Origin of the sequence: Arthrobacter sp. Rue61a (assembly GCF_000294695.2) — a bacterium.
In the GTDB taxonomy this organism is placed as follows: Bacteria; Actinomycetota; Actinomycetes; order Actinomycetales; family Micrococcaceae; genus Arthrobacter; species Arthrobacter aurescens_A.
Genome location: NC_018531.1, coordinates 1140127 through 1162775 on the forward strand (window position 1 = coordinate 1140127; position 22649 = coordinate 1162775).

Genomic DNA, 22649 nt, shown 5'->3' on the forward strand with positions numbered 1-22649 from the left:
CCGGGACCTGCCTCTGAAACTGTCGGCCATGTGAGGCAAACTGTCATGGTGACTTCAAATCTCCAACACCAGTCAGCTGACTCCGCCATCCATGCCCTGATCGCCGAAGAACTCGGCGTCAAGACCTGGCAAGTCAAAGCCGCGGTGGAACTGCTCGACGCCGGATCCACCGTTCCGTTCATCGCCCGCTACCGTAAGGAAGTCACCGGGACGCTCGATGACACCCAGCTCCGCGACCTTGAGGAACGCCTCAGATATCTGCGTGAGCTGGAAGAACGACGCAAATCCGTCCTGGAGGCGATTGCCGCCCAAGGCAAGCTGACCCCGGAACTGGAAGCCGCCGTCGTCGGGGCCGATACCAAGGCGCGGCTGGAGGACATCTACCTCCCCTTCAAATCCAAGCGCCGCACCAAGGCCCAGATCGCCCGCGAAGCCGGGCTGGAACCACTGGCCGATGTCCTGCTCGCCAATCCGCACCTGGACCCCTCCACCGAAGCCGCCAAATACCTGAACGCCGAGCACTCCATCGACGACGCCGCCGCGGCGCTCGCAGGGGCCCGTGCCATCCTGGTGGAGCGCGTCGGGCAGGACGCTGACCTCGCCGAGGACCTCCGCGAACGCCTGTGGAAGCAGGGGCGGATGGTGTCCCGCGTCAAGAAGGGCATGGAGACCGAGGGCCAGAAGTTCAAGGACTACTTCGAGTTCACGCAGGTGCCGTCCGGCATGCCGTCGCATCGCGTGCTCGCCCTGTTGCGCGGTGAAAAGGACGGCGTCCTTGAGCTGGACCTCGCCGAAGCAGACCCTGCCGACGACGACGCCCTGGCCGCCGCCCGGGGCCGCTACGAGAACGCTGTGGCCAAGTGCCTGGGGGTCGCCAATCAGGGGCGGCCCGCCGACACCTGGTTGACGCAAACTGCCCAGCTCGCCTGGCGGGGCCGTATTCTGGACCGGCTGACCACTGACCTTCGCGGACGCATGTTCGCCGACGCCGAGGACGAGGCCGTTCGCGTCTTTGCGGCCAACCTGCGCGATGTCCTGCTGGCCGCACCGGCCGGCAACCGCGCCACGCTTGGCCTTGACCCCGGGCTCCGCACCGGCGTCAAGGTGGCGGTGGTGGACGGCACCGGCAAGGTTGTCACCACGGACACCATCTACCCCCACGCCCCTGCGAAGAAGTGGGACGAAGCATTGGCCACCCTCGGCCGGCTGGCCAAGCAGTACAACGTGGAGTTGGTCGCGATCGGCAACGGAACGGCGTCGCGCGAGACGGACAAACTGGCCACTGAGCTCATCAAGTCCCTCGAAGCCACCGGCTCCAAGGGCATCCAGAAGCTTGTTGTTTCCGAGGCTGGAGCTTCGGTGTACTCCGCGTCCGCACTGGCCGCATCCGAGCTCCCGGGCATGGATGTTTCGCTGCGTGGTGCTGTCTCCATTGCGCGTCGCCTGCAGGACCCCTTGGCAGAGCTGGTAAAAATCGAACCCAAGTCCATCGGCGTGGGGCAGTACCAGCACGACGTCACCGCCGCGAAGCTCGACCGCTCATTGGATGCCGTAGTGGAAGACTGCGTGAACGCCGTGGGCGTGGACGTGAACACAGCATCCCCGGCGCTGCTCAGTCGAGTGGCCGGCGTCGGGCCGCTGCTGAGCGAGAACATCGTGGCTTACAGGAACCAGAATGGGCCGTTCGCGAAGCGCAGCGACCTCAAGAAGGTGCCCCGGCTCGGTGCCAAGGCGTTCGAGCAGTGCGCAGGCTTCCTCCGGATCACCGGGGGAGCGGAACCGTTGGATGCCTCCAGCGTGCACCCTGAAGCGTATTCTGTGGCTCGGAAGATCCTGGTCGCAGCCGGTGGCGGTCCCGCCACGGCATTGGATCCGCAGGCTTTCGTGGATGGCACGTTCGGCCTGCCAACGGTCAAGGACATCATGTCCGAACTGGAGAAGCCCGGCCGCGACCCCCGTCCTGCTTTCAAGGCGGCGTCGTTCTCCGAGGGCATCGAGAAGATCTCCGACCTCAAGCCCGGCATGATCCTGGAAGGCACTGTTACCAATGTGGCTGCCTTCGGTGCGTTCGTTGATGTCGGAGTGCACCAGGACGGCCTGGTCCACGTGTCGGCACTATCCAACAAGTTCGTCTCGGATCCGCGCGAGATCGTGAAGTCCGGCCAAGTAGTACGGGTCAAAGTGTTGGAGGCCGACCCCGAACGCAAGCGCATCTCCCTGACATTGAGGCTCGACGACGAACCAGGCGCTGCTGGTGGGCGCACCTCGGGTGGACGCGCTTCGGGCGGCCAGGGTGCTGGCGAGCGTGCTGCTGGTCAGCCGGGTCAGCGGGGCGGCGGCCAGCGTTCGGGCCAGCCGGGCCAGGGTTCGCCGCGTCAGGGGCAGGGGCAGGGTGATCGGCGTCAGGGCGGCGCGCGCCAAGGCAAACCCCAGCAGGCTCCGGCCGCTCCTGCCAACACAGCAATGGCTGAAGCGCTGCGAAGGGCCGGACTGGGTAAATAAGGTGCGGCCTACAAACCCGCGGTCCTGGCTTCCCACACCTCGGCGTTCGAGGGCTGCAACGCCATGGGCAGCCAGCGCCCGATGCGCTCGAAAGCTTGTCGCCTGACCGGTTCCGGTGAGAGGAAGATGTCGTGGAACGCGTTCGGCAACCGGCTCACGGTGACGGTATCGGCCAAGGACAACGAGCGGTGGGCCACGGCGTCGACATTGAGTGCAACGTCAGCAGTGAGCGCGTCGGCCGACCATTTTGGCTGGAGGTAGCTCTTGTCCGAGAGCAGCACGAGTACCGGAACATCGATGCCCAAACCGGCTGCGACGGTCGCCTGGCCGCGGAACACGGCGTCAAGGAATGCAGGAGTGATGGGGAATCCCCGGTCGGGCCGCCACTCGAGGTTGTAGTCCCACTCACCGTCAAGGGTGGCTGATACGGCCCGGGTGTAGATTCCCGGATCTACTGGCGGCAGTGGTGCCAAGGGGTGGAGCCGGGCGTGCAGCCCTACCAAGGGTGCGATCGCCCGCCTGCCGAGCTCGGTAGCCTGAAATTCCAGCCAGGGGCTGTTGAGGATCAAGGCCGATGCGATGCCTGGGTGGCGGGACGCCCACAGGCTGAGGGTGAGTCCACCGGTGGAGTGGCCCAACAGAATGAGCGGCCGGTCTTGGCCGGCATCTCCGGAGCGGCCCATGGCGGACAGCGCTGCTGCGATGTCGGCGTCGTAGTCCGCCAGGTTGGTGACGAAGCCAGGCACGAGGCCAGGACCGAGGCTGCGGCCGTAGTTATGCAGGTCCAAGGCGTAGAAGCGGGCGCCGGCCCGATGCCAGAACTCGGCTACGTGCCGTTGGAAGAAGTAGTCCGACCAGCCGTGGACATACAGAACGTCGGCGTCGATTCCTGCGGGGTCCGGAATGCCGTCCACGGCCTCCGGCCACTCCGGGGCGGTGCCCAGGTACCGCACCAAGGTGGCCACAGCACCGCCGTCGAGCGTCAGCGTTTGTTGCTCGAAGCCTTCGCCAAGAATGTCCGGGGACCACGGCTGAGTCATGAGTCCTTTTCCTTCTGCCACGGCCAGCGGCCCGTAATTTCCAGCTCGAGGGAGAAGCTGAGGAACGTGCGGATCAGCACGATGATGGCCAGGACTCCGACGCTTTCAAAAGTGGGGGTGACGGCCACGGTTCTGATGATGTCGGCGGCCACAAGGAGCTCGAGCCCCAAAAGAATGGACCTGCCCAGCAACTGCCGGTAAGAGCGGTACGGAGAAAACGGGGCGAGCCCGCGAGCCCGCTTAGGCTGGTATCCGCGGAGGGCCAGGGGAACCGAAATCAGGGCTCCGATCACCATGACGGCCACCCCCGCGAAGTCCATGTACCGGCCGACTTCTTCGATGACGTGCTGGAAATCCATGGCCCTCCCCGGTTAGGTGCGTGACACCACCGTCTCACAGAGCAACCCCGTAAACAGCAAACAACGACGACGGCAGCCCGGTTCCGTACAAACTGAACCTGGCTGCCGTCGTCGTGAGTTGGTGAAAGGTACCGCTACTGCAGAGGCGCCGGCACCGGGAAGAAGACCCGGGGATCCTGCAGCAGGGCCGGGTAGTCGAAGTCGGAGCGCTTGATCACCTTGGTGACCTCGAAATTGCGCGCAAACCGGCCGTCAACAGTGATGGGTCGGCCGTGGATGAGGCCGACGGCGAAGGTCTGCCCACCGTCGAACGGCACGGCGAGCTCGGTCTTGCCCGGCAGGGTGTTGAACGCCTGCTCCTGTGCCTGGCGCTTGCGCGTGGGCTTCTTTTCAAGCTGCTTGACGGGTCGCTTCTTGGGACCCTTGACCTGGCGGCGGGACTTCTCCTCGGCGTACACAAACTGGTACTCGTCGGGGTCTGCCGGGGCAGCGGCCCGGGCTTTGCCGTGCGGCGGCATGGCGACTGTGGTGAGCTGCTCCGGTCGGAGATCCTCAACGGCTGCACGGAGGATCCACAGGCTGTCATCCTCGGGGTCTTCCGGGTGGAACTCGTGATTCGGTTCCGGCCATACGTACTCCAGCTTTTCCTCGGTGCCCGGGAAGAGCTGGGCGTAGTGCTTGGGATCCTTGCTGATCAGCTTGGAACGGTGGCTGAGGTGCAGGTCCTCGTGTCCAAGCCACGGCGGCATGACGATCCTGGATGCGTAATCCGGGTGGGCCGCCTGCGGTGCGAACTCCGTGATGTTGGTGCGGGTGTTGTCCGGGTGTCCGCGCGCAATCCATTCGTCAGCCATGGCCAGGCCGTACATGGTGAGCGCAGGGACGTGGCCCATCCACATGCGCACGGCGGGGTGGGACTGCCAACCGTACTCCGGGATCACCAACGCGCGGAGAACCTGAAGGGCTTCGACGCGCTGTTTGCCGAGCCTTGAAGTGTCGAGCGCCGCGGCACTCTCACGGAAATCGGCGAAAGGGAGGAAAGTCTGCATCCTTTCAGTTTGAGGGTGCCGGGCTTGAGAACCAAGTTGAGTGCTCCGGGACACGTACCGGTGTTGGGGCCTAGAGTTGTCGGGTGGAAACTTTTGGCGAGAAAACTACCTCAACGGCGCCTCCGGTTGCCGAACTGCACCTGCACATCGAAGGGACTCTCCAGCCAGAGCTGATCTTTGCCCTGGCCGAACGAAACGGCATCGAACTGCCGTACGAAGACATTGAGGAACTCCGGGAAAAGTACGAGTTCACTGACCTGCAGTCTTTCCTGGACCTCTACTACGCCAACATGGCCGTCCTGCAGACCGAGCAGGATTTCACTGACATGACGCGTGCGTATCTGGAGCGGGCCGCTGCCGGGGGAGTGCGACATGCGGAAATCATGATGGACCCCCAGGCGCACACGTCCCGGGGCGTGGCGCTGGAGACCTGCGTCAATGGTGTGGCTAACGCCTTGGCCACGTCCGAAGAAGACTTTGGCGTCTCCACTCTCCTCATCGCTGCGTTCCTGCGCGACATGTCCGAGGATTCGGCGCTTGAGGTGCTGGACCAGCTCCTGGCCATGCACGCGCCGATCGCCGGCATCGGCTTGGACTCCGCAGAGGTGGGCAATCCGCCGTCGAAATTTGAGCGACTGTACCAGCGCGCCGCTGAAGCCGGTTTGCGGAGGATCGCTCACGCGGGCGAAGAAGGACCGGCCTCCTACATCACCGAGGCACTGGATGTGCTTCACGTCGAACGGATCGATCACGGCATCCGCTGCATGGAAGACACGGATGTGGTGCAACGGCTCGTCGCTGAACAGGTTCCCTTGACTGTCTGCCCGCTCTCCAATGTCCGGCTCCGCGCGGTGGATAAGCTGGCTGACCACCCCTTGCCCGAGATGTTGGCGATTGGGCTGAACGTTTGCGTGAACTCGGATGACCCCGCTTACTTTGGCGGCTACGTGGACGACAACTTCGAGCAACTGGTCAAGGTCCTGGAGTTCTCGGTTCCGGAGCAGGCCACCTTGGCTGCCAACTCCATCCGTTCCTCCTTTGCCAGTGACGCCCGGAAAGCGGTGCTGCTGGACGAGGTCACGGAGTGGGTCAAGGCCTCCGTAACGCCCGCCTAAAGCACTGCAGCCGAGACCCGTAAATCACTTGCGGCGTCCGGGATGTCACACTCGGTCACGACACACGGTGTTTACCTTCTGCAGTCGCGGGAATTAACAATTCATTGGCAAACTGCTAGGGAGTATCCACCGTTGAAGGAGAAGCATGGGCGCGAACACCGCCGAGAACACCAACCTTCGTCTGAAGGCCGTCCTGGACATCCTCGCCGAAAACGTATGGTCCGGGGCAACGCTGAACGCCGGCGAGGTGCTGGCCGAAGCGATCGTCCGAGTACCTTTCAATGACCACGAGGCTGAACTTCTCAGTGGAGGCATCCCTCGCGGCCACAAGACCCTGACGTCGGCATCGGCCAAGCTGGTCAAGTCCGGATGGTTGGTCAAGGGACGTTCGGGCTGGACCATTCCGGAGGACGGCCTGCGTGCGACGGTCGCGTTCCCGGACGCGGCCGCTTTCGGAGCAGCGCTCGACGCCGGAACGCCGGTACCTGCCGACGTCGCCGTTCCGACGGCCCCGCCCGCGAAGCCCCAGGCCAAGAAGGCAGCTGCTACCAAGCGGACTGCCACGAAGAAGGTCTCCGCGCCCAAGGTTGCGGCTGCCGACGTAGCTGAGCCGAAGGTCGCTGCGGCCAAGGTCTCCGCGCCGAAGGCCAAGGCTGCAACAGCCAAGGCTTCCTCCGCGGGGGCTGCCCCTGCTGCGAAGAAGTCCACCCGCAAGGCGCCGGCGAAAGCAGCGGCGGCATCCGCCGTCGAGACTGTGCCGCAGCCGGACGCCGTCGCGATCGCCGGTGACTTCAACAAGATCCTTGGAGCACCCGAGGACTGGGCGCCGCAGTACGACGAAGCCCAGATGGAGTTCAACCCAATCGTCCAGGTGTGGACGCTGACGGCTGAACTGCCCGCCGGTTTCTACACGTACAAGATTGCGCTGAACCGTTCTTGGGATGAGAACTATGGTGCGTTCGGTGCCCGTGACGGAGCCAACCATGAGTTGAACCACGACGGCGGCCCCGTCACCATCACGTACAGCCACACGACGCGGGACATCGTGGTCGGCTAAGTCTCCCTGGCTCGGAACCCGCCCTTGTTCGTCCCGCGACCCGTTGTACGGTGAGCGGGACGGACGAGGGCGGGTCTGGTTAAGGTGGTTCCATGACTGACGAAACCCTCCGCCTCACAGCCCTTATCACCGGCGTGGTCCAGGGCGTGGGTTTTCGCTATTGGACTGCCCGGAAAGCGGATGAACTCCTGCTGAAAGGGACGGTACGCAACAGCGCGGACGGTTCCGTTGAACTGGTGGCCGAAGGCTCAGCGGCCGACGTGGACAGCATCGTGAAGTGGCTTCACTCGTCGCGGGCGCCGGGCCGGGTTGAGAACGTTGATTTCCAGGTTTCCGACGCAACGGGGGAGTTCGACGACTTCCGGATTATCGACTAGCGACCAAGCTGTCGGCTTGAAATAAATATATAGACTGGTCTATTATTTAGCCATGGCTTCTTCGTATCCCAAAGGACTCGCAACCCGGCAGCGCTTAGTGGACTCCATGCTCGAGCTCATCCAGCTTCACGGCTACCACGGAACGGGGCTCAACACGGTGCTGGCACGATCCGGGGCCCCGAAGGGCTCCCTGTACTTTCATTTCCCGGAGGGGAAAACCGAACTCGGGATCGCCGCTGTGGGGCTGGCCGGCGATCAGTTCGCTGAGCTAATCGGCACGGCGACCACAACGGCCTCCTCGCCCAGCGCCGCGGTAGACGCACTGGTCGCCGAACTCAGGGGCATTCTGGAAGCCAGTGATTACCAAGCCGGTTGTCCTGTCTCATCCGTTGCCTTGGACGCAGGGTCTGAGAACGAGCCGCTCCGGGAGGCATGCGGCCAGGTGTATGACGCCTGGGTCAGTGCAGTGTCCAGCTACCTTTCTACGTTCGGGCTCAAGAAAGAGCAGGCGCAACCTTTGGCGACGTCGATGATCTGCCTGGTGGAGGGCTCCCTCATTCTGTCCCGCGCCTACAAGTCCACCCAGCCTCTGGACGCAGCTGCCGGGACGCTCAAAATGTTGTTGAAGGCAGTTCACAGCGAGGCGAACGCATGAGCTCCCGCCACGCTCTGGTATTCGGCGCCACGGGCCACATCGGAAAATGGCTGGTCCGCGAATTATTGCAGCGGGGCGTGACTGTCACAGCTGCCGTGCGCACGGAACATTCCTCTCAACGACTGGCGGAGTGGCTGGCGAAGCACGACGCGGGCGGGCGCCCAACTTTCGTCCTGGTGGACTTCAGTCTGGACGACCTCGGCCAGGATCCGGCGTCGAACGCTTTCAAGTCCGTGACCGAAGTCCATAACGTCGCTGGCGCATTTGCGTTCGGAATGACTGCCGAGGCTGCCCATGCCGCGAACGTGACCAGCGCCGAGCGCGTGGTTCGCTTTGCCGCGAAGCTGCCGGCGGTGACCAGGGTGGTGCATCTGTCCGGTTACCGGGTGGGGGGCCAGGACCCTGCCGAGGGGCCATGGGATGACTCCCGCCGCGCCAAAGACTACAAACGCCTGGGCGCCTACGAGGGGTCCAAGGTGGAGTCTGACGCCGTAGTGCAAGCAACCGCGCGTTCGCTGGGCGTTCCATTCACCATGGTCAACCCGGCCACCGTGATCGGGGATTCCATCAATGGTGAGTCCGGGCAAGTGTTGGGCCTCGCCACCACCGTGCTGGATCTCTTCCGTGGAAAGCTGCCCGTGCTGCCTGGCAATCAGCGCACGTTCGTCCCAGTGGTCACAGCCGATTATCTGGCCTCCTTTATGGCGCTGGTCCCAAACAAGCCCGAAGCGGAAAATGCCTCCTACTGGGTGCTCGACGACGCCACGCCGCCGTTGCCGGAGCTACTGAGGATGCTCGGGAAGCACCTCAATGTCCGGGTCCCATGGTTCAAAATCCCTAGCGCCCTGCTGAAGAAACTGCCCGCAAAACTGACTGGGGCAGACCCGGAAACATTGTCGTTCCTGTCTGAAGATCGATATCCGACGGCGGCCGCGGTCGCCTTGGCGGAGGCTGGCGGATTGCACCACCCTCCTGTCGAGACCGCCTTGAAGCGCTGGGCCGACTACTTGGTGGCTGCCGAACCTGCCGCAAGAGAAGACCGCGTCGCCTCAATGTAATGTTCCAACGGCTTCAGTGCAGGCTGGGACGAAGCATCACGGACAGCATCCGCGCCCACGGCATTCGCCGCTGCCAAAGCATGCGAGTATTCCAACCCGGACCGGAGCGCCAAGACCAATGCTGCACAGAAAGCATCCCCGGCTCCGATCGTGTTGGCAATCTCGGTGACCCGCACCGCCGGAGCCTCGGCCACCCGTTCGCCGTCGACGAAGATCGCCGAACCCTCGCCGCCGTAGGTCACGGCCACCAATGGTGCGTGGCGGAGTGCCGGGATGAGTTCATACTCGGTCTCATTCACGATTACCAGGTCGCAGCGATCCAGCAACTCCGGGATGAGGGGCATCGCGGGGGCCGCATTCAGTGCGAAGAATCCCTTGGCCCGGCGGGCGGCTTCAAGCACCACGTGCTGGTCCACTTCGAGTTGGCACAGGACGGCCTCGTCATCGTCGAAAGTGACACCGTCCACGTTCACTGCACCGTTGGCGCCCGGGCACACCATAATCTGGTTCTCGCCCTCACCGTCTACCAGCACCAGCGCCGTTCCTGTGGCAGCATCTGCCCGGGAAACGTCGTGGACGTCGACGCCGGCGGCCGCCATCGCGCTGAGCAGGTTCTGTCCCGCTTCGTCGTGGCCCACGGCCCCCACCATGCGGGAGCTTCCCGCGAGCCGGGCCGCGGCGACGGCCTGATTGGCGCCCTTGCCGCCGGGCTGCTGACGGAGAACGCCTCCGCCCACGGTTTCGCCCGGCGAGGGGAGACGGTTTGCTGTGGCGGTGATATCGAGGTTGATGCTGCCCATCACCGTGAGTGTGAGGGACGAAATGGGCGCAGAAGGCTGCAGGGACGTGCTCATGAAAGGTCCTTTTCGGGGAATCAGCTCGGGGAGGGTCAGGAGGACTGGATAACGGAGAGATGCCCGGCTTTGGCGGCCACGAGGCATTTGGCCAGATAGAACGGGGAACCGTTCCGGCGGACGTATTGGGTGAGGACCAACACGGGATCGGAGGGGCGGAGTCCCAGTAACTTTGCGCGGCTGGGTCCGGCGGTGCTGAGGCTGATCTGGCATTCGCCGGGGCCAAGGGTTGCGCCGGGCAGTCCGCTGAGAACTTCCAGGAGTGTTGACGCGGGAAGCGTGGGAGCCTCCGCAGCTTCGGCCAGGGCCTCGGCTTCAGGGGTTGCCTGCGAGACGTTTTCCTGGAGGTGGGCCACAGGCTCGCCGTTCCGGATGAGCACGCTCTCCCAGAACCAGACGTCCTCTTCGGGCTGCACGCCGATGCCCGGCGCCACGAATTCCGACGCTGGCTGTTTGATGGCAGCTACCCGCTTGACCTGGATGTCCTGGTCCGGTCCGCCAAGAAGTTGATCGAAGGGGCGGATGTGTTCGATGCCGATGCGGGGCAGCGAATCGGCCACAAAGCGGCCAACTCCGCGGCGTGCCCGGGTGAGGCCGTCTTCTTCGAGCAACATCAGCGCTTCCCGGATCACGGTACGGCTGACATCCATCATGGTGCCTAGCTCTGTCTCCGTGGGGAGCAAGGAACCTGGCGGCAGGATCTTGGTCCGGATCGCTTCGGCGATGCGCGAGTAGGCCGCGACGCGCAAAGGTTGCCCCGGTTGGGTAGCGATGGGTCGGGACAGGAACTGGACGGCGTTGTCGGTCAAGGGTGCCTCACTTGAGATGGGTTACCGACACTGTACCGGATGACTGTGACAGGTTGCACAAGCTCGTAATACATGCTTGTATAACAACTCACATCTCGTGGCGCCGCCCCGCGCCCTCGGACAAAGGAGTTTGATGTGAACATCCCCACCGCCACAGGCACGCAGGCTGTAGACCCGCAGGCCCCAGCCCCAGCGGACCCCAAGACAGCGACGGACCAGAGTCGCTTCCAAGGCAAAGCCGCCGCGCTGCTGATCGCCACGCTGGTCTTGGCCGTACTGGCGTTCCAGCTCAACGCCAGCATGATCACGCCCGCACTGCCACACATCGGCTCGTTCTTCGGCGAAACACCCGAGGCCGTGGCTCAAGTGCAGTCGATGTTCTTCCTCGCCGGCGCCATCGCCGGACCCGTGATCGGTCGCTGGAGTGACTTCATCGGCCGTCGCAATGCACTCCTGTTGGTGCTGGCCATCATGGGTGCCGGTACCGTGCTGTGCATCTTCGCGCCCACCCTGCCGTTGCTGGTCACCGGCCGCTTCATGCAGGGTGTTTCGAGCGCCATCTTCGCGCTCTCCTACATCGTCCTCAACGAGTACCTGCCCGCCAGACTCTTCGGCACCTCCATCGGCATCATCGCAGCGATCAACGGCGGCGTTGGCGGCGTGGATGGCTACTTCGGCGGACTCATGGCCGAGACCCTCGGCTTCCAGTCGATCTTCGTTGCCGTGCTCGTCCTGGCCGCGATCGCCGTCGTCTGCGTCTTCAAAGTAGTCCCGGGCGGTAAGGCTGCGGTTGCGCCGGGCCGGATGGACTGGTGGGGTGCGGGTTCCCTGTCCGTGTTCCTGGTGTTCATCACATACTTCGTGTCCACGGGTTCTTCGGCTGGGTGGACCTCGCCTGCAGCCCTTGGCCTGCTTGCCGGAAGCATCGCGTCCTTCGCAGCCTTCTGGCTCATTGAAAAGAAGCGCGAAACCCCCCTCGTGGCAGTTCACCACCTCCGTTCACGCCAGGTGTGGCCCGTCATCGCCACCACTGTGCTGACGCTCGCCGGCATCTTCGCCATCATCAACTTCACCGTGGTGTTGCTGAGCCAGGACAAGGAAAACGGCTTCGGCCTGTCCGCTTCGGTCGCAGCCCTGCTGTTCCTCACGCCCGCAGCGCTCATCGGCGTCTTTGCTGCCCCGCTGGCGGGCTGGATCGCCGACCGCCGTGGGTGGATCAAAACCGTCCGCGTGGGCACCGCCACCAGCCTGGCCTGCGCGATCGTCGCGGCGCTCTTCGCCCACAACCAGATCGCAGTCCTCATCGCGATCGCTGCCCTGGGCATCTTCTACAACGGCTTCTTCCTCACCGCCATCAACGGCCTGTCCGTGCTGCTCTCGCCCAAAGAAGCGCCGGCCGCGCTGCCGGGCATCAACGGTGCCTCCTTCGGCATCGGGGCGAGCCTCGGCGTCGTGGTTGTTGCACCGTTCGCAGGCCAGGGCACCGCGGCCGGATACTCCGCAGCCCTCTGGATTTCGGTGTCCATTACGGCGCTTGCCTTCATTGTCAGCCTGTTCATCGCGGCCCCCAAGGGCGAAAAGATCTAACGCACGACGCCGGCACGCGGCTCCGGCGCGCCACCCACCGCAGCATCACTACTGTCCGCTCCACCTGAAACGAGAGACCAAAATGACCCAGCCCGCTCCCTTCTTCCTTGACTGCGATACCGGCATCGACGACGCCCTCGCCCTGGCTTACCTTCTGGCCTCCCCGCGGGCAGACCTCGTGGGCATCGGTACCGTCAGTGGCAACGTCAGTGCGGCAGGCGGCGCCCGGAACACCCTGGACCTGCTGAACCTGGCCGGCAACCCGGACATCCCCGTGGCTGTCGGCGCGCATGATCCCCAGGTTGGCACTTTTCACGGCGGCGCTCCGCACGTCCACGGTGATAACGGCATCGGCGGGGTAGATCTAGTCCCGTCGGACCGTGAGCCCGTCAAGGCCACGGCCGCGGAGCTGCTGGTTCAATTGGCGCACAAATATACGGGGGAGCTTCGCCTTGTGGCCATCGGCCCGTTGACCAACATCGCCGAAGCCCTGCGCCTGGAACCGAAACTGCCCGAGCTGATCGCCGAGGTCACCATCATGGGCGGCGCAGCGTTGGCCCCGGGAAACATCACGCCTGTTGCTGAGGCCAACATCGCCAACGATCCTGAGGCTGCCGCCGAAGTCCTGGCCGCCGACTGGAACGTGACGCTAGTACCCCTGGATGTCACCATGACCAACGTCCTGGAGGAAAACCACCGCCAAGAGCTGCTGGCCAGCGAGCACCCGGTCTCGCAAGCACTCGGCGAGATGCTCGGCTACTACTTCGGTTTCTACATCGACATTTTCGGCCGGGCTTGCTCGGCGATGCACGATCCCCTGGCTGCAGCCATCGCCGTCAGGGGAGTGGAGCTCACCCTGGCCCCGACCGTCCGGGTTCAGGTTGACACCACCGACGGACCCGGCCGCGGCCAGACGGTGTGCGATCTCCGCGGACAGTACGCCGGGTTCCCGGAGCAGCGCGGTGCACGGTGCCGTGTGGTGCTGGAAATAGGGGAAGATTTCGCTCCGCACCTCCTCGGAACCATGCAGGCGGCCTGGCTTACAGAGGAACAGGCGGCGGTGCCTGTCGCCTGACTGGCGGGAGACTGAGGTATCGACGACGACGGCGGCAGCGGCCCGCCGTCGTCGTCCTCCTTTAAGCCGTTGCCCCCGAAAGTGGCTACGCGTACATGAGCGAGCCGGGCGTAGTCAGCGTTTCACCGGTTTCCAGCCAGGTCTTGAGGCCCGAGAGGATCATGGGCCAGCCACCGTAGAGTTGGTCGTTCGCGCCTTCGCGGAGCTGATCGTGCGTGACGGTGAGGTGACAGGAATCGCCCACGGGCTCGATCTCCCAGGTGATCCGCGACGTTCCCTCAGCCTTCACGTCCTCGCCCCACAGCGCGCGCATTGTTTGAACGAGCCGGCGTGGGGGATCCACCTCGATGTTCTCGCCCTCTCCGAGCGGCGCATCGGCTTTGACGTTGTGCATCTCGAAGCGGCTGCCCGGGGTCCAATCCGAGGTGAAGGTGTTGCCGAACTGGTATCTGCTGCGGATGTCGCTATTGGTGATGGCTTCCCAGAGCCGTTCCGGAGTGGTCTTGATGTAAATCTCGAAGATCTTTTCCATGGGACTTTCCAATCTGGATTTGAGGTCGCTGAGTTCAGCGGCCCATGGTTCTGCGTATTTACTCACCCAGCGATCGTGGATGAGACGGATGGGAACCGGGTTCAGGAAGTGCAGCTTTTCGCGCCCCCGACGGCGGGTGACCACCAACCCTGCGTCCTCCAACAGCTTGAGGTGCTTGGCAATGCCGAAACGGGTCATCTCGAACCGGGCTCCCAAGGCGGAGGCGGATTGGCCGTCCTCGCTGAACAGCTCATCGAGAAGTTCCCTGCGGGTTGCGTCTGCCAAGGCCTTGAACACTACGTCCATGGTCTCAGAATAGGTGACTGTTTGGTCACGTGTCAACGGGTTGCCGCCAGGTCGCTGGAACCCTGCGAAATCGCCGTTCCTATCCCGGCGTATCCGCAAGCTTCCGGCGTTCTCGGTGCTACCGCGCCCCGGTTTCCAGGTTCTCCGCACGCTTCCCGCGATCTCGGTGAGACAGGCTAATTCCGATAGTTTCCATTTTCGGTCGGAAAGTTACGTGATTCATCGCCCATCCATGCCCGCTGCGACTGCGATCCATCCCTCCGAAAGTCGCGTGGTTTCGCCCTAATCCACGCTCCCATTGCTCTCCCGGTTACTCGTGAGTTTCCGATACCAGCCTGTTGTTATTGCGTAAACTTTACGATAGTTTCTCTCTGTGATGTGCGTCGCACTGTTGTTCAGGGCGACGAAGGCCGAGTGAAGGACAACGATGACCATCCACCCTGAGGATTTGCGGACTGCCGAGGCGCGGCTGCAGCAACTGCATCAACGAATAGGCGGCATTGCGTACGGCGGGGATTACAACCCCGAGCAATGGCCGCGCGAAGTCTGGCTCGAGGACGCCAAGCTCATGCAGCAAGCAGGAGTGAACCTGGTGACCTTGGCTGTCTTCGCGTGGAGCCGCTTGGAAACCAGTGACGGCGTTTTCGACTTCGGCTGGCTGGATGACGTCATGGACCTCATGCACCAGCACGGCATCGGCGTGGACCTGGCCACACCCGACGCTGTACCGCCGGCATGGCTTGTTGAGCAGCACCCGGACATGATGCCGGAACGAGCCGACGGCAGCATCTTCGGTTTCGGATCCCGGCAGCACTTTGACGTTTCCCACCCCGTGTACCGGGCCAAGTCGCTGGCTTTGGCGGAGAAGATGGGGGAGCGCTACGCCAAACATCCCGCGCTCCGAATGTGGCATGTGGGCAACGAATACGGTCCGGTGTCCTACGGTCCGTGGGCCGAGAAAGCGTTCCGGGCGTGGCTGCAGCGGAAGTACTCCTCACTGGATGAGCTGAACGAAGCCTGGAGCACCGCGGTATGGGGCCAGCTCTACACAGACTGGAACCAAGTCCGTGTCCCAGCGCAGCCCCGCACATGGTCCAACCCCTCGCGCCGACTGGATTTCCACCGCTTCACCTCGGAGAGCATGCTGGAGCACTTCACGGCAGAACGGGACATTCTCCGCCGGCACAGCCCGGACCTGCCGATCGTCACCAACTTCATGCGCTTCTACAAGACCAACGACTACTGGGCCTGGGCTGCAGAAGAAGACGCTGTTGCACTGGATATCTACCCGGACCCACGCGAAGACGACGCTCACGTCGCCGCCGCGTTGAACTTCGACCTCATGCGCTCACTCCGCCAGGGCCAGCCGTGGATGGTCATGGAGCAAGCTACCGGCGCGGTTAGTCAGTGGTCCGTCAACGTGTCCAAGCTTCCCGGCAAAATGCGCCTGGGTTCATATCAAGCCATAGCCCAGGGCGCCGATTCCATCCTCTTCTTCCAATGGCGCCAAGCCAAGGGTGGGACTGAGCGCTACCACTCTGCCATGGTCAACCACGCTGGTCCGAATACACGGATCTTCCGTGAAGTCTGCGGGCTGGGAGAGGAACTCAAGGCGTTGGGGGACCTGACCGGTACCCGTTCCACGGCTCACGTGGCCATCGTTTTCGACTGGGACTGCTGGTGGGCCTTGGAACTGGGCAACTCGCCCCGCTCCGACCTGAATTATGCGCAGGAGGTCCTGCGTTTCTACCGGCCACTGTTCGATGCCAACATCACCGTTGACTTGGTCAATGCCAACAGCGACCTTTCCGCGTACAGCGTGGTGATCATGCCGGCGTCGTACCTCCTTACGGACCTCGCCGCCCGGCGGTTCGAAGACTATGTGTCCGACGGCGGACGACTGGTGGTCTCGTACCTCTCCGGCATCGTGGACCAGAACAACACCATCCGGCTGGGCGGCTACCCCGGCGCTTTGCGGAACGTTTTGGGCGCGTGGAGCGAGGAAATGCATCCGCTCGCCGGGGACGGCGAACAAGTAAAACTCTCAACGCCCGACGGCGGAACGTCCTCCGCCGCTTACTGGACTGAGCATCTGCACGCCGAAACTGCAGACATCGTGGCCAGTTACACATCCGGGCGCTTGGCGGGAACACCGGCTGTCACGCGCAATTCCTTCGGTGAGGGATCGGCGTTGTACCTATCGGCACGCGTTGATGAAGGCTTGTTGAACCAGCTCCTCGATGACGAACTTCTCGTCGCCGGTGTGGAACCGGAACTGAAGGCGCCTACGGGAGTCCAGGCCCGCCGTCGTGCCGGCAAAAGCGTCGACGGCACCAGCAGAAGTTTCCTCATGGTGCTCAACCACAACGACGCGCCTGCCAGCGTGGACGTCCTCGACGGCGGCACTGACCGACTCACCGGAGGCGCGGTTCGGGGGTTGGTTGAGCTCCCTGCGAACGGCGTCCTGATTCTCGACGAAACAGCAGGATAGGGAGGCGAACCATGGCACTACGACTGGACGTTCCCCCCAAGGTTGTCCCGGGCGCTGAGCCCGGGCAGGCAAAGAAGCGGCGCGACAAGCCCGGCAGCTGGAAGTTGGCCCTCAAACGCGACTGGCGGCTCTACACGCTGTTGGCACTGCCGCTGCTGTACCTGTTGATTTTCAGGTACCTGCCGATGGCCGGAAACGTGATCGCGTTCCGCCAATTCCAGCCGGGCGGAAGTATCTTCGGCGAGAAATGGGTGGGCTTCAAATACATCACCCTGTTCATCAACGACCCCAGCTTCTGGCAGGCCTTCCAGAACACCATCATCCTGGGTGTCCTGACGTTGGTTTTCTGCTTTCCGATGCCCATCATCTTCGCGTTGATGCTGAACGAACTCAGATCGCAGAAGTTCAAGAAGTTCGTGCAGACCGTGGCCTACCTGCCGCACTTCATGTCAGTGGTGATCATCGCCGGAATGATCCTGCAGAACTTCTCCATGACCGGCACCGTGAACCAGATCGCGGAAACCCTGTTCGGAACCACCGTGAACTTCACGCAGGATCCGGGCTGGTTCCGGCCCATGTACATCAGCTCTGAGGTGTGGCAGACCATGGGGTGGGGTGCCATCCTTTACCTCGCGGCGCTGACCCGCGTGGATGAGTCCTTGTATGAGGCGGCCAGGATCGATGGCGCCAATCGCTGGCAACAGACCTGGCACGTGACCCTTCCCGCCATCAGGCCAACCATCATCACGCTGCTCATCCTGAACATCGGCACGTTCATGGCGGTGGGGTTCGAGAAGATCCTCCTCATCTACAACCCGCTCAACTACGCAACGTCAGATGTCATCTCCACCTACCTGTACCGGGTGGGTTTGGAATCCAGCAACTTCAGCTACGCGGCCGCAATCGGAATGTTCGAATCCGTCATTGGCCTCACGCTGATCCTCTCAGCGAACGCGATCTCCAAGCGCGTCGCAGGAACGAGCCTGTGGTGAACAAGACAGCTACTGCCATCAAGGGTGCTCCAGCCCAAGGCGTCCTCCTGAAAGACATGAAAGTGTCTACCGGCATGCGGGTCTTCCGGGCCCTCAACCTGGTGTTCCTGCTGCTCGTGGTGTTCTTGACGGCCTACCCGTTCCTGAACATCATTGCCCAGTCGTTCTCCAGCGAGGGCTTCATCAACGCCGGGCAGGTCAACCTGTTCCCTATGGGGTTCAATACCGAAACCTACAAGCTGATCCTGGCTGACTCCACGTTCTGGAACAACTACGGCAACACCGTGCTGTACACGGTAGTGGCGACGGCGATCTCCATGGTGCTGACCACGTCCTTCGCCTACGCAATCGCCAAGAAGGAACTCAAGGGGCGCAGCGTTTTCATCGGCCTTGCAGTGTTCACCATGTTCTTCAACGGCGGACTGATTCCCAACTACGTCCTCATCAGTTCACTAGGCATGCGGGACACCATCTGGGCTGTGGTGCTGCCGAACGCCATCAGCGTGTTCAACCTGCTCATCATGAAGTCGTTCTTCGAGAACATGCCCCGTGAGCTGGAAGAAGCAGCATCCATTGATGGGCTCACCCAGTACGGCGTCCTCTTCAGGGTTGTGCTGCCGCTCAGCAAGGCAATCGTGGCCACCATGGTGCTGTTCTACGCGGTGGCCAACTGGAACTCCTGGTTCCAGGCCTTCCTTTACCTCGACAACCCGGATCTCTTTCCGGTCACCATCTACTTGCGCAACATGATCGCCGGAGTCACCACAGCGGGCTCAGCCGGCGGCACAGCGGAAAACGTCGGCCAGATCGCCGCGAACATCCAGTCGGTCACCATCGTCCTGACCGTCATCCCCATCCTTTGTATCTACCCATTCGTCCAGAAGTACTTTTTCTCGGGCGTGATGCTCGGGTCCGTCAAGGAATAACACTTATGAAAGGGCATTCAATGATCCACAAGCGAGAGTTCCGTCGGCGCGACTTCCTTGGACTCGCATCCGTGGTCACCATCGGTCTGATGATGACAAGTTGCGACTCCGACACCGCCGAGAAAGTAGACACCACCAAATCCCGCAACGGTGCGATGGACAGCTTCAAGGTAGGAGACACCTTCAAGGCGACGGTGCCTTTGATGTTCACCTTCCTGTTCTCGGACCAGCCAACCTACCCGTACAAAAAGGACTGGCTTCTGTTCACCAAGATGGCCAGCGACAACAACGTCACACTGGAACCCACCATCGTTCCCAACAGCGACTATGAGCAGAAGCGCAGCCTGCTCATCAGCTCCGGCAGCGCCCCCGAGATCATCGCGAAAACGTACCCCGGGCAGGAAGCGGCGTTCGTTTCCGCCGGGGCGGTTCTCCCCGTCAGCGACTATGTGGACCTCATGCCGCACTTCCAGGAGAAGGTGAAGAAGTGGAAGCTTGAGCCCGAGATTGAAGCGCTCACCCAGGAAGACGGCAAGTACTACGTCCTTCCCGGCCTGCACGAGGAACTGTGGCCCGACTACTCGCTGTGCCTCCGGAAAGACATCCTGAAGAAGGAAGGGCTTGCCGAGCCCACCACCTGGGATGAGTTCCGCGAAGTGTTGCGGTCGCTCAAGAAGTCTTATCCCGACGTCGTGCCCTTCTCGGACCGCTTCAAAGGTGACTGCGTCCTCAACGTTGCCGCCCCGTCCTTTGGAACCGTGGCGGGTTGGGGCTTGGTGGATGGGCTGCAGTTTGATGCAGACAAGAAGGAGTTCGGCTTCGCTGCCGGCTCCGGCGAGTTCAAGGAAGTGGTGACCTACTTCAACTCCTTGGTTTCCGAAGGATTGATGGACCCCGAAAGCTTCACGCAGACCGACGACGCCGCCATTCAAAAGTTCGTCTCCGGCAAATCGTTTGTTATCAGTGCCAACTCGCAGAACGTCATCACTTACCGCACCTCCATGGAACAGACCTTGGGCAAGGGCAACTTCGAGATCGGCAAGATCACGGTTCCCGGAGGCCCGGCAGGGGACATCATCGGCGGGACCCGGCTGGAGAACGGCATCATGTTGAACTCGTCCGTAAAGGACAAGGACAGCTTTGTGGCGCTCATCCAATACATCGACTGGTTGTTCTACAGCGACGCCGGCCAGGAGTTCAGCAAGTGGGGCGTGGAAGGAACCACGTTCACCAAGTCCGGCGGGAAGCGCCAACTCGCCGCCGATATCAACTTCCAGGGACTCAACCCCGCCGGGACCAAGGACCTGCGGGTGGACTACGGCTTCTCTGGTGGGAACTTCGCCTATGGTGGCGCTACGGAACTGCTGCATTCCACGTTCAACGATGAGGAACTCGCGTTCCAGAAGGCCATGAAGTCCAAGAAGCCGCGCCCGGTTGCGCCGCCAGTGCCATTCAACGACGTCGACCGCGAACAAGCCACATTGGCGCTCACCCCGCTCAAGGACCACGTCAAGCAGAACACGCTCAAGTTCATTACCGGGCAGCGCGGCCTCAGCGAGTTCGACGCCTATGTGAAGGAACTCGATAGCAAGGGACAGACAAAGTACGTCGAGCTGGCGAACAAGGCCTACAAGGCTTACGCGGACAAGAAATAGTCCAGATGGCAGGCAGGAAGGCAGAATACGGGTCCGGGCCGTTATTCAAAGCGGCGGGCACGGTATACGGCGTTATGGTCGGCAGCACTTTACTGGTGCTGGCGAACGTGCTGGTTGTTCCACTGTTGCACGGGGTTGGTCCTCTGGCGTTGCTGGGATTTATGCTGCTTGGGCCCTCCGTTGTGGCTTCCTGCTACGCCTTCAACCGGCTCCTGGCAGGCGAGGACAGCGGGGTGTTCCAGGATTTCCTGAAGTCCTATCGGAGCAACTTCGGCCAAGCAGTGGCGGTGTGGCTGCCGTACATGCTTTTCCTCGGCATCATCGCGTTCAACCTGAGCGTCCTGCCAGGATCCGCTTCGCCGGGGTCCGGCGAAGCGGATCCTGTCCAGTTGGCCGCGCGGGTAGGGCTGGTAGGGCTCGCGCTCATGGTTTGCACTGCAGCCATGAACGCGATGCTCCTCCTGTCCCGCTTCACTTTCCGCACCAGGGATATCTACCGCTTGTCCGTCTACACCTTGGGCGCACAGCGGAGGGTGTCGTTGGGGAATGCCGGCATCCTGTTTGTCACCGCTTTTGTCCTGGTCATGACAACCGCCTGGCTGATCCTGTTCGTCGCTGGACTCGTGGTGTACCTGGCGTGCCTTAACTCCCGGACATTGTTGGCGTCTGTTGAGGCCAGGTTCACGGTGGCCGCCGGGCCTTCCGAGGGCGGCTAGAGGTTCGTCCGGACTACAGCACCTTGCGCGATTACCGTGCTGACCTTCTCCAAAGCGGAGCCGTCCGTCAACGGATCGGAGTCAACCACCACGACGTCGGCCATCGAGCCGGTGACCAGCCGTCCCACGCTTTCGCCCCGTCCAAGCAAACGGGCAGCATTCGTGGTGGCGGCTTGGAGTGCCTCCAAGGGGGTGAGGCCGGCTTCAGCGAGCAGCCGGGCTTCGGTGCCGATTGGCGTGACATCCGTTCCGAAGGAATCTGTTCCGGCCACGATGGTGACGCCGGCATCCTTGGCTGCACGGACTGCGGCCTGCAAGATGGGTGTGTACTCCTTACCGCGGGCGGCCAGAATAGGGTTCGCAGAATTGGCCATGCTGGTGATGGCATCCATGGTGGGCGTGAAGAACGTCCCGCGTCGGGCCATCTCGCTGATGGTGTTCTCCGTCATGAAGACGCCGTGCTCGATGCTTCGGACACCGGCCCGGACTGCGCCATCAATGCCCTCGGCGCTGTAGGCGTGGCAGAGGACGCCGGCACCCTTGGCCGCCTTGACGATCGCTCCGATCTGGTCCACGTTGTACACCAGTTCGCGGGGGTCCTGCTCGGGAAGGCCCGCCCGTGGGTTGGCGCGGGTCTTGATGACCTGGGCACCGCGCTTGAGGTTGACACGGGTGAGGTACGCAAGATCCTGGGGCTCCTTGACTCCGCCACTCAGCGTCGCCAAAGGGGCCAGATCCGGATCGGCCAAGAGGGAATCGCCCTGATCCGGGGAGATGAACAAGCCTGCCGGTGTCATCCTGGGTGAGAGACCGGGGGCCCACGACGGCAGGGCGGCCAAGGCAATGTCCTGGTAAAAGGTGCTAGAGCCGCTGCGGACACTGGTGGCCCCACCCTGCAGGAGCGCGCGGGCATCGGCCAGCGCGTTGGCGTGGACGTGGGCATCGACGAGGCCAGGGAGCACCCACTTGCCCGAAGCGTTCAGTACGCGGGCACGCTTTGCGACGGCGGCCACTGCCTTCCGCGTCTCGTCGCGGCTTCCGACGGCGGTGACCTTGCCGCCGTCGAGAACCAGCACGCCGTCTGCCACGGCATCGCCGGTCTTGGGGTCCACCACGGTTCCACCCTCAATGATCACTGCTTGGGTAGGCAGAGGCTTGCCGGGGTAGTTCGGTCCGGACGGGGCGTTATCCGCGAGGGCCGCGGGCGCTGATGCCAACTGCGCGGCAATGCCCGCTACGGAGATCCCGGCCAGTGCGGCGGCTCCGGCGAGGATCCCTCGGCGAGGCAGTTCACCCTTGGGCGTGGGGGCTGCGGTGTGATCGTGAAGGCACATCGTTGTACTCCTGGGGGACGAGCTGTCGGAGCCGCCATTGACGGCGGTATGCATTTGGTATTCCAGAATGCCCCAGTCTCGCACCTCGATGCAAGTGATATCAGCGACGATTGCGATAATTTCGGAGTTTTGGTATGCCAAAATGGGGACTCGCTTGTCG

At 62.8% G+C, this 22649-nt stretch carries 20 protein-coding genes; 13 read left to right on the forward strand and 7 right to left on the reverse strand.

The window, feature by feature from the left end; translation table 11 throughout:
• Positions 1 to 45: 45 nt before the first annotated feature.
• Entirely contained in the window at positions 46 to 2502 is a 2457-nt protein-coding gene (locus tag ARUE_RS05355) for a Tex family protein (RefSeq protein WP_043469854.1), read from the forward strand.
• An 8-nt stretch (positions 2503 to 2510) separates the two neighbouring features.
• Here ARUE_RS05355 and ARUE_RS05360 read toward each other — a convergent pair whose 3' ends face one another.
• The 3 genes from ARUE_RS05360 to ARUE_RS05370 all read right to left on the reverse strand — a co-directional run bounded on the left by ARUE_RS05360 (position 2511) and on the right by ARUE_RS05370 (position 4950).
• A complete protein-coding gene (locus tag ARUE_RS05360; RefSeq protein WP_014920990.1) occupies positions 2511 to 3542 on the reverse strand; it encodes an alpha/beta hydrolase in 1032 nt (343 codons plus the stop codon).
• Positions 3539 to 3901 (reverse strand): DUF1622 domain-containing protein, encoded by a 363-nt coding sequence (locus ARUE_RS05365; RefSeq protein ID WP_014920991.1) that lies wholly within the window; start codon positions 3899 to 3901, stop codon positions 3539 to 3541. The genes ARUE_RS05360 and ARUE_RS05365 overlap by 4 nt, the downstream gene beginning before the upstream one ends.
• A 134-nt stretch (positions 3902 to 4035) precedes the next feature.
• Entirely contained in the window at positions 4036 to 4950 is a 915-nt protein-coding gene (locus tag ARUE_RS05370) for an MSMEG_6728 family protein (protein ID WP_011773851.1), read from the reverse strand.
• An 83-nt stretch (positions 4951 to 5033) separates the two neighbouring features.
• Between ARUE_RS05370 and ARUE_RS05375 the strand changes: the two genes are divergently transcribed.
• The 5 genes from ARUE_RS05375 (at position 5034) to ARUE_RS05395 (ending at position 9212) form a co-directional block, all read left to right on the forward strand.
• Positions 5034 to 6065 (forward strand): adenosine deaminase, encoded by a 1032-nt coding sequence (locus tag ARUE_RS05375; protein ID WP_011773852.1) that lies wholly within the window; start codon positions 5034 to 5036, stop codon positions 6063 to 6065.
• 145 nt (positions 6066 to 6210) lie between these two features.
• Positions 6211 to 7122 (forward strand): pullulanase X25 domain-containing protein, encoded by a 912-nt coding sequence (locus ARUE_RS05380; protein ID WP_011773853.1) that lies wholly within the window; start codon positions 6211 to 6213, stop codon positions 7120 to 7122.
• Between the two features lie 92 nt (positions 7123 to 7214).
• Positions 7215 to 7499, forward strand: coding sequence for an acylphosphatase (locus ARUE_RS05385; RefSeq protein ID WP_014920992.1), 285 nt, complete (start codon positions 7215 to 7217; stop codon positions 7497 to 7499).
• Between the two features lie 52 nt (positions 7500 to 7551).
• The gene (locus ARUE_RS05390) at positions 7552 to 8154 is read left to right on the forward strand and encodes a TetR/AcrR family transcriptional regulator (RefSeq protein WP_014920993.1); all 603 of its coding nucleotides are present in this window, start codon (positions 7552 to 7554) and stop codon (positions 8152 to 8154) included.
• Complete coding sequence (locus ARUE_RS05395; protein WP_014920994.1) at positions 8151 to 9212, forward strand: SDR family oxidoreductase; 1062 nt, start codon at positions 8151 to 8153, stop codon at positions 9210 to 9212. Before ARUE_RS05390 ends, ARUE_RS05395 begins: the two co-directional genes overlap by 4 nt.
• Here the strand turns inward: ARUE_RS05395 and ARUE_RS05400 are convergent.
• Positions 9158 to 10066 (reverse strand): ribokinase, encoded by a 909-nt coding sequence (locus tag ARUE_RS05400; RefSeq protein ID WP_014920995.1) that lies wholly within the window; start codon positions 10064 to 10066, stop codon positions 9158 to 9160. The genes ARUE_RS05395 and ARUE_RS05400 overlap by 55 nt on opposite strands.
• Before the next feature lie 35 nt (positions 10067 to 10101).
• The gene (locus tag ARUE_RS05405; RefSeq protein ID WP_043469858.1) at positions 10102 to 10875 is read right to left on the reverse strand and encodes a GntR family transcriptional regulator; all 774 of its coding nucleotides are present in this window, start codon (positions 10873 to 10875) and stop codon (positions 10102 to 10104) included.
• Positions 10876 to 11010: 135 nt separating this feature from the next.
• Between ARUE_RS05405 and ARUE_RS05410 the strand changes: the two genes are divergently transcribed.
• Together ARUE_RS05410 and ARUE_RS05415 are read left to right on the forward strand one after the other, a co-directional pair.
• Positions 11011 to 12462 carry an MFS transporter gene (locus ARUE_RS05410; RefSeq protein ID WP_014920997.1) on the forward strand — a complete coding sequence of 484 codons (1452 nt, stop codon included), beginning with the start codon at positions 11011 to 11013 and terminating at the stop codon, positions 12460 to 12462.
• 82 nt (positions 12463 to 12544) lie between these two features.
• On the forward strand, positions 12545 to 13537 hold the full coding sequence (locus tag ARUE_RS05415) for a nucleoside hydrolase (RefSeq protein WP_014920998.1): 993 nt from the start codon (positions 12545 to 12547) through the stop codon (positions 13535 to 13537).
• Positions 13538 to 13622: 85 nt separating this feature from the next.
• Here the strand turns inward: ARUE_RS05415 and ARUE_RS05420 are convergent, their stop codons facing one another.
• Positions 13623 to 14375, reverse strand: a complete 753-nt coding sequence (locus ARUE_RS05420; RefSeq protein WP_014920999.1) for an ArsR/SmtB family transcription factor — start codon at positions 14373 to 14375, stop codon at positions 13623 to 13625.
• Positions 14376 to 14802: 427 nt separating this feature from the next.
• On the opposite strand from ARUE_RS05420, the gene ARUE_RS05425 reads away from it, so the two are divergent.
• The 5 genes from ARUE_RS05425 to ARUE_RS05445 all read left to right on the forward strand — a co-directional run bounded on the left by ARUE_RS05425 (position 14803) and on the right by ARUE_RS05445 (position 21155).
• Positions 14803 to 16866: a beta-galactosidase gene (locus ARUE_RS05425; protein ID WP_014921000.1), complete on the forward strand. Its 2064-nt coding sequence runs from the start codon at positions 14803 to 14805 to the stop codon at positions 16864 to 16866.
• An 11-nt stretch (positions 16867 to 16877) separates the two neighbouring features.
• The gene (locus tag ARUE_RS05430) at positions 16878 to 17858 is read left to right on the forward strand and encodes an ABC transporter permease (protein WP_011773863.1); all 981 of its coding nucleotides are present in this window, start codon (positions 16878 to 16880) and stop codon (positions 17856 to 17858) included.
• A gap of 56 nt (positions 17859 to 17914) precedes the next feature.
• Positions 17915 to 18784 carry a carbohydrate ABC transporter permease gene (locus tag ARUE_RS05435; protein ID WP_014921001.1) on the forward strand — a complete coding sequence of 290 codons (870 nt, stop codon included), beginning with the start codon at positions 17915 to 17917 and terminating at the stop codon, positions 18782 to 18784.
• Between the two features lie 5 nt (positions 18785 to 18789).
• On the forward strand, positions 18790 to 20439 hold the full coding sequence (locus ARUE_RS05440; protein ID WP_043469861.1) for an ABC transporter substrate-binding protein: 1650 nt from the start codon (positions 18790 to 18792) through the stop codon (positions 20437 to 20439).
• Between the two features lie 74 nt (positions 20440 to 20513).
• Entirely contained in the window at positions 20514 to 21155 is a 642-nt protein-coding gene (locus ARUE_RS05445) for a YesL family protein (protein ID WP_286140266.1), read from the forward strand.
• Here the strand turns inward: ARUE_RS05445 and ARUE_RS05450 are convergent.
• Positions 21152 to 22489, reverse strand: a complete 1338-nt coding sequence (locus ARUE_RS05450; RefSeq protein WP_011773867.1) for an amidohydrolase family protein — start codon at positions 22487 to 22489, stop codon at positions 21152 to 21154. The genes ARUE_RS05445 and ARUE_RS05450 overlap by 4 nt on opposite strands.
• Between the last annotated feature and the right edge of the window lie 160 nt (positions 22490 to 22649).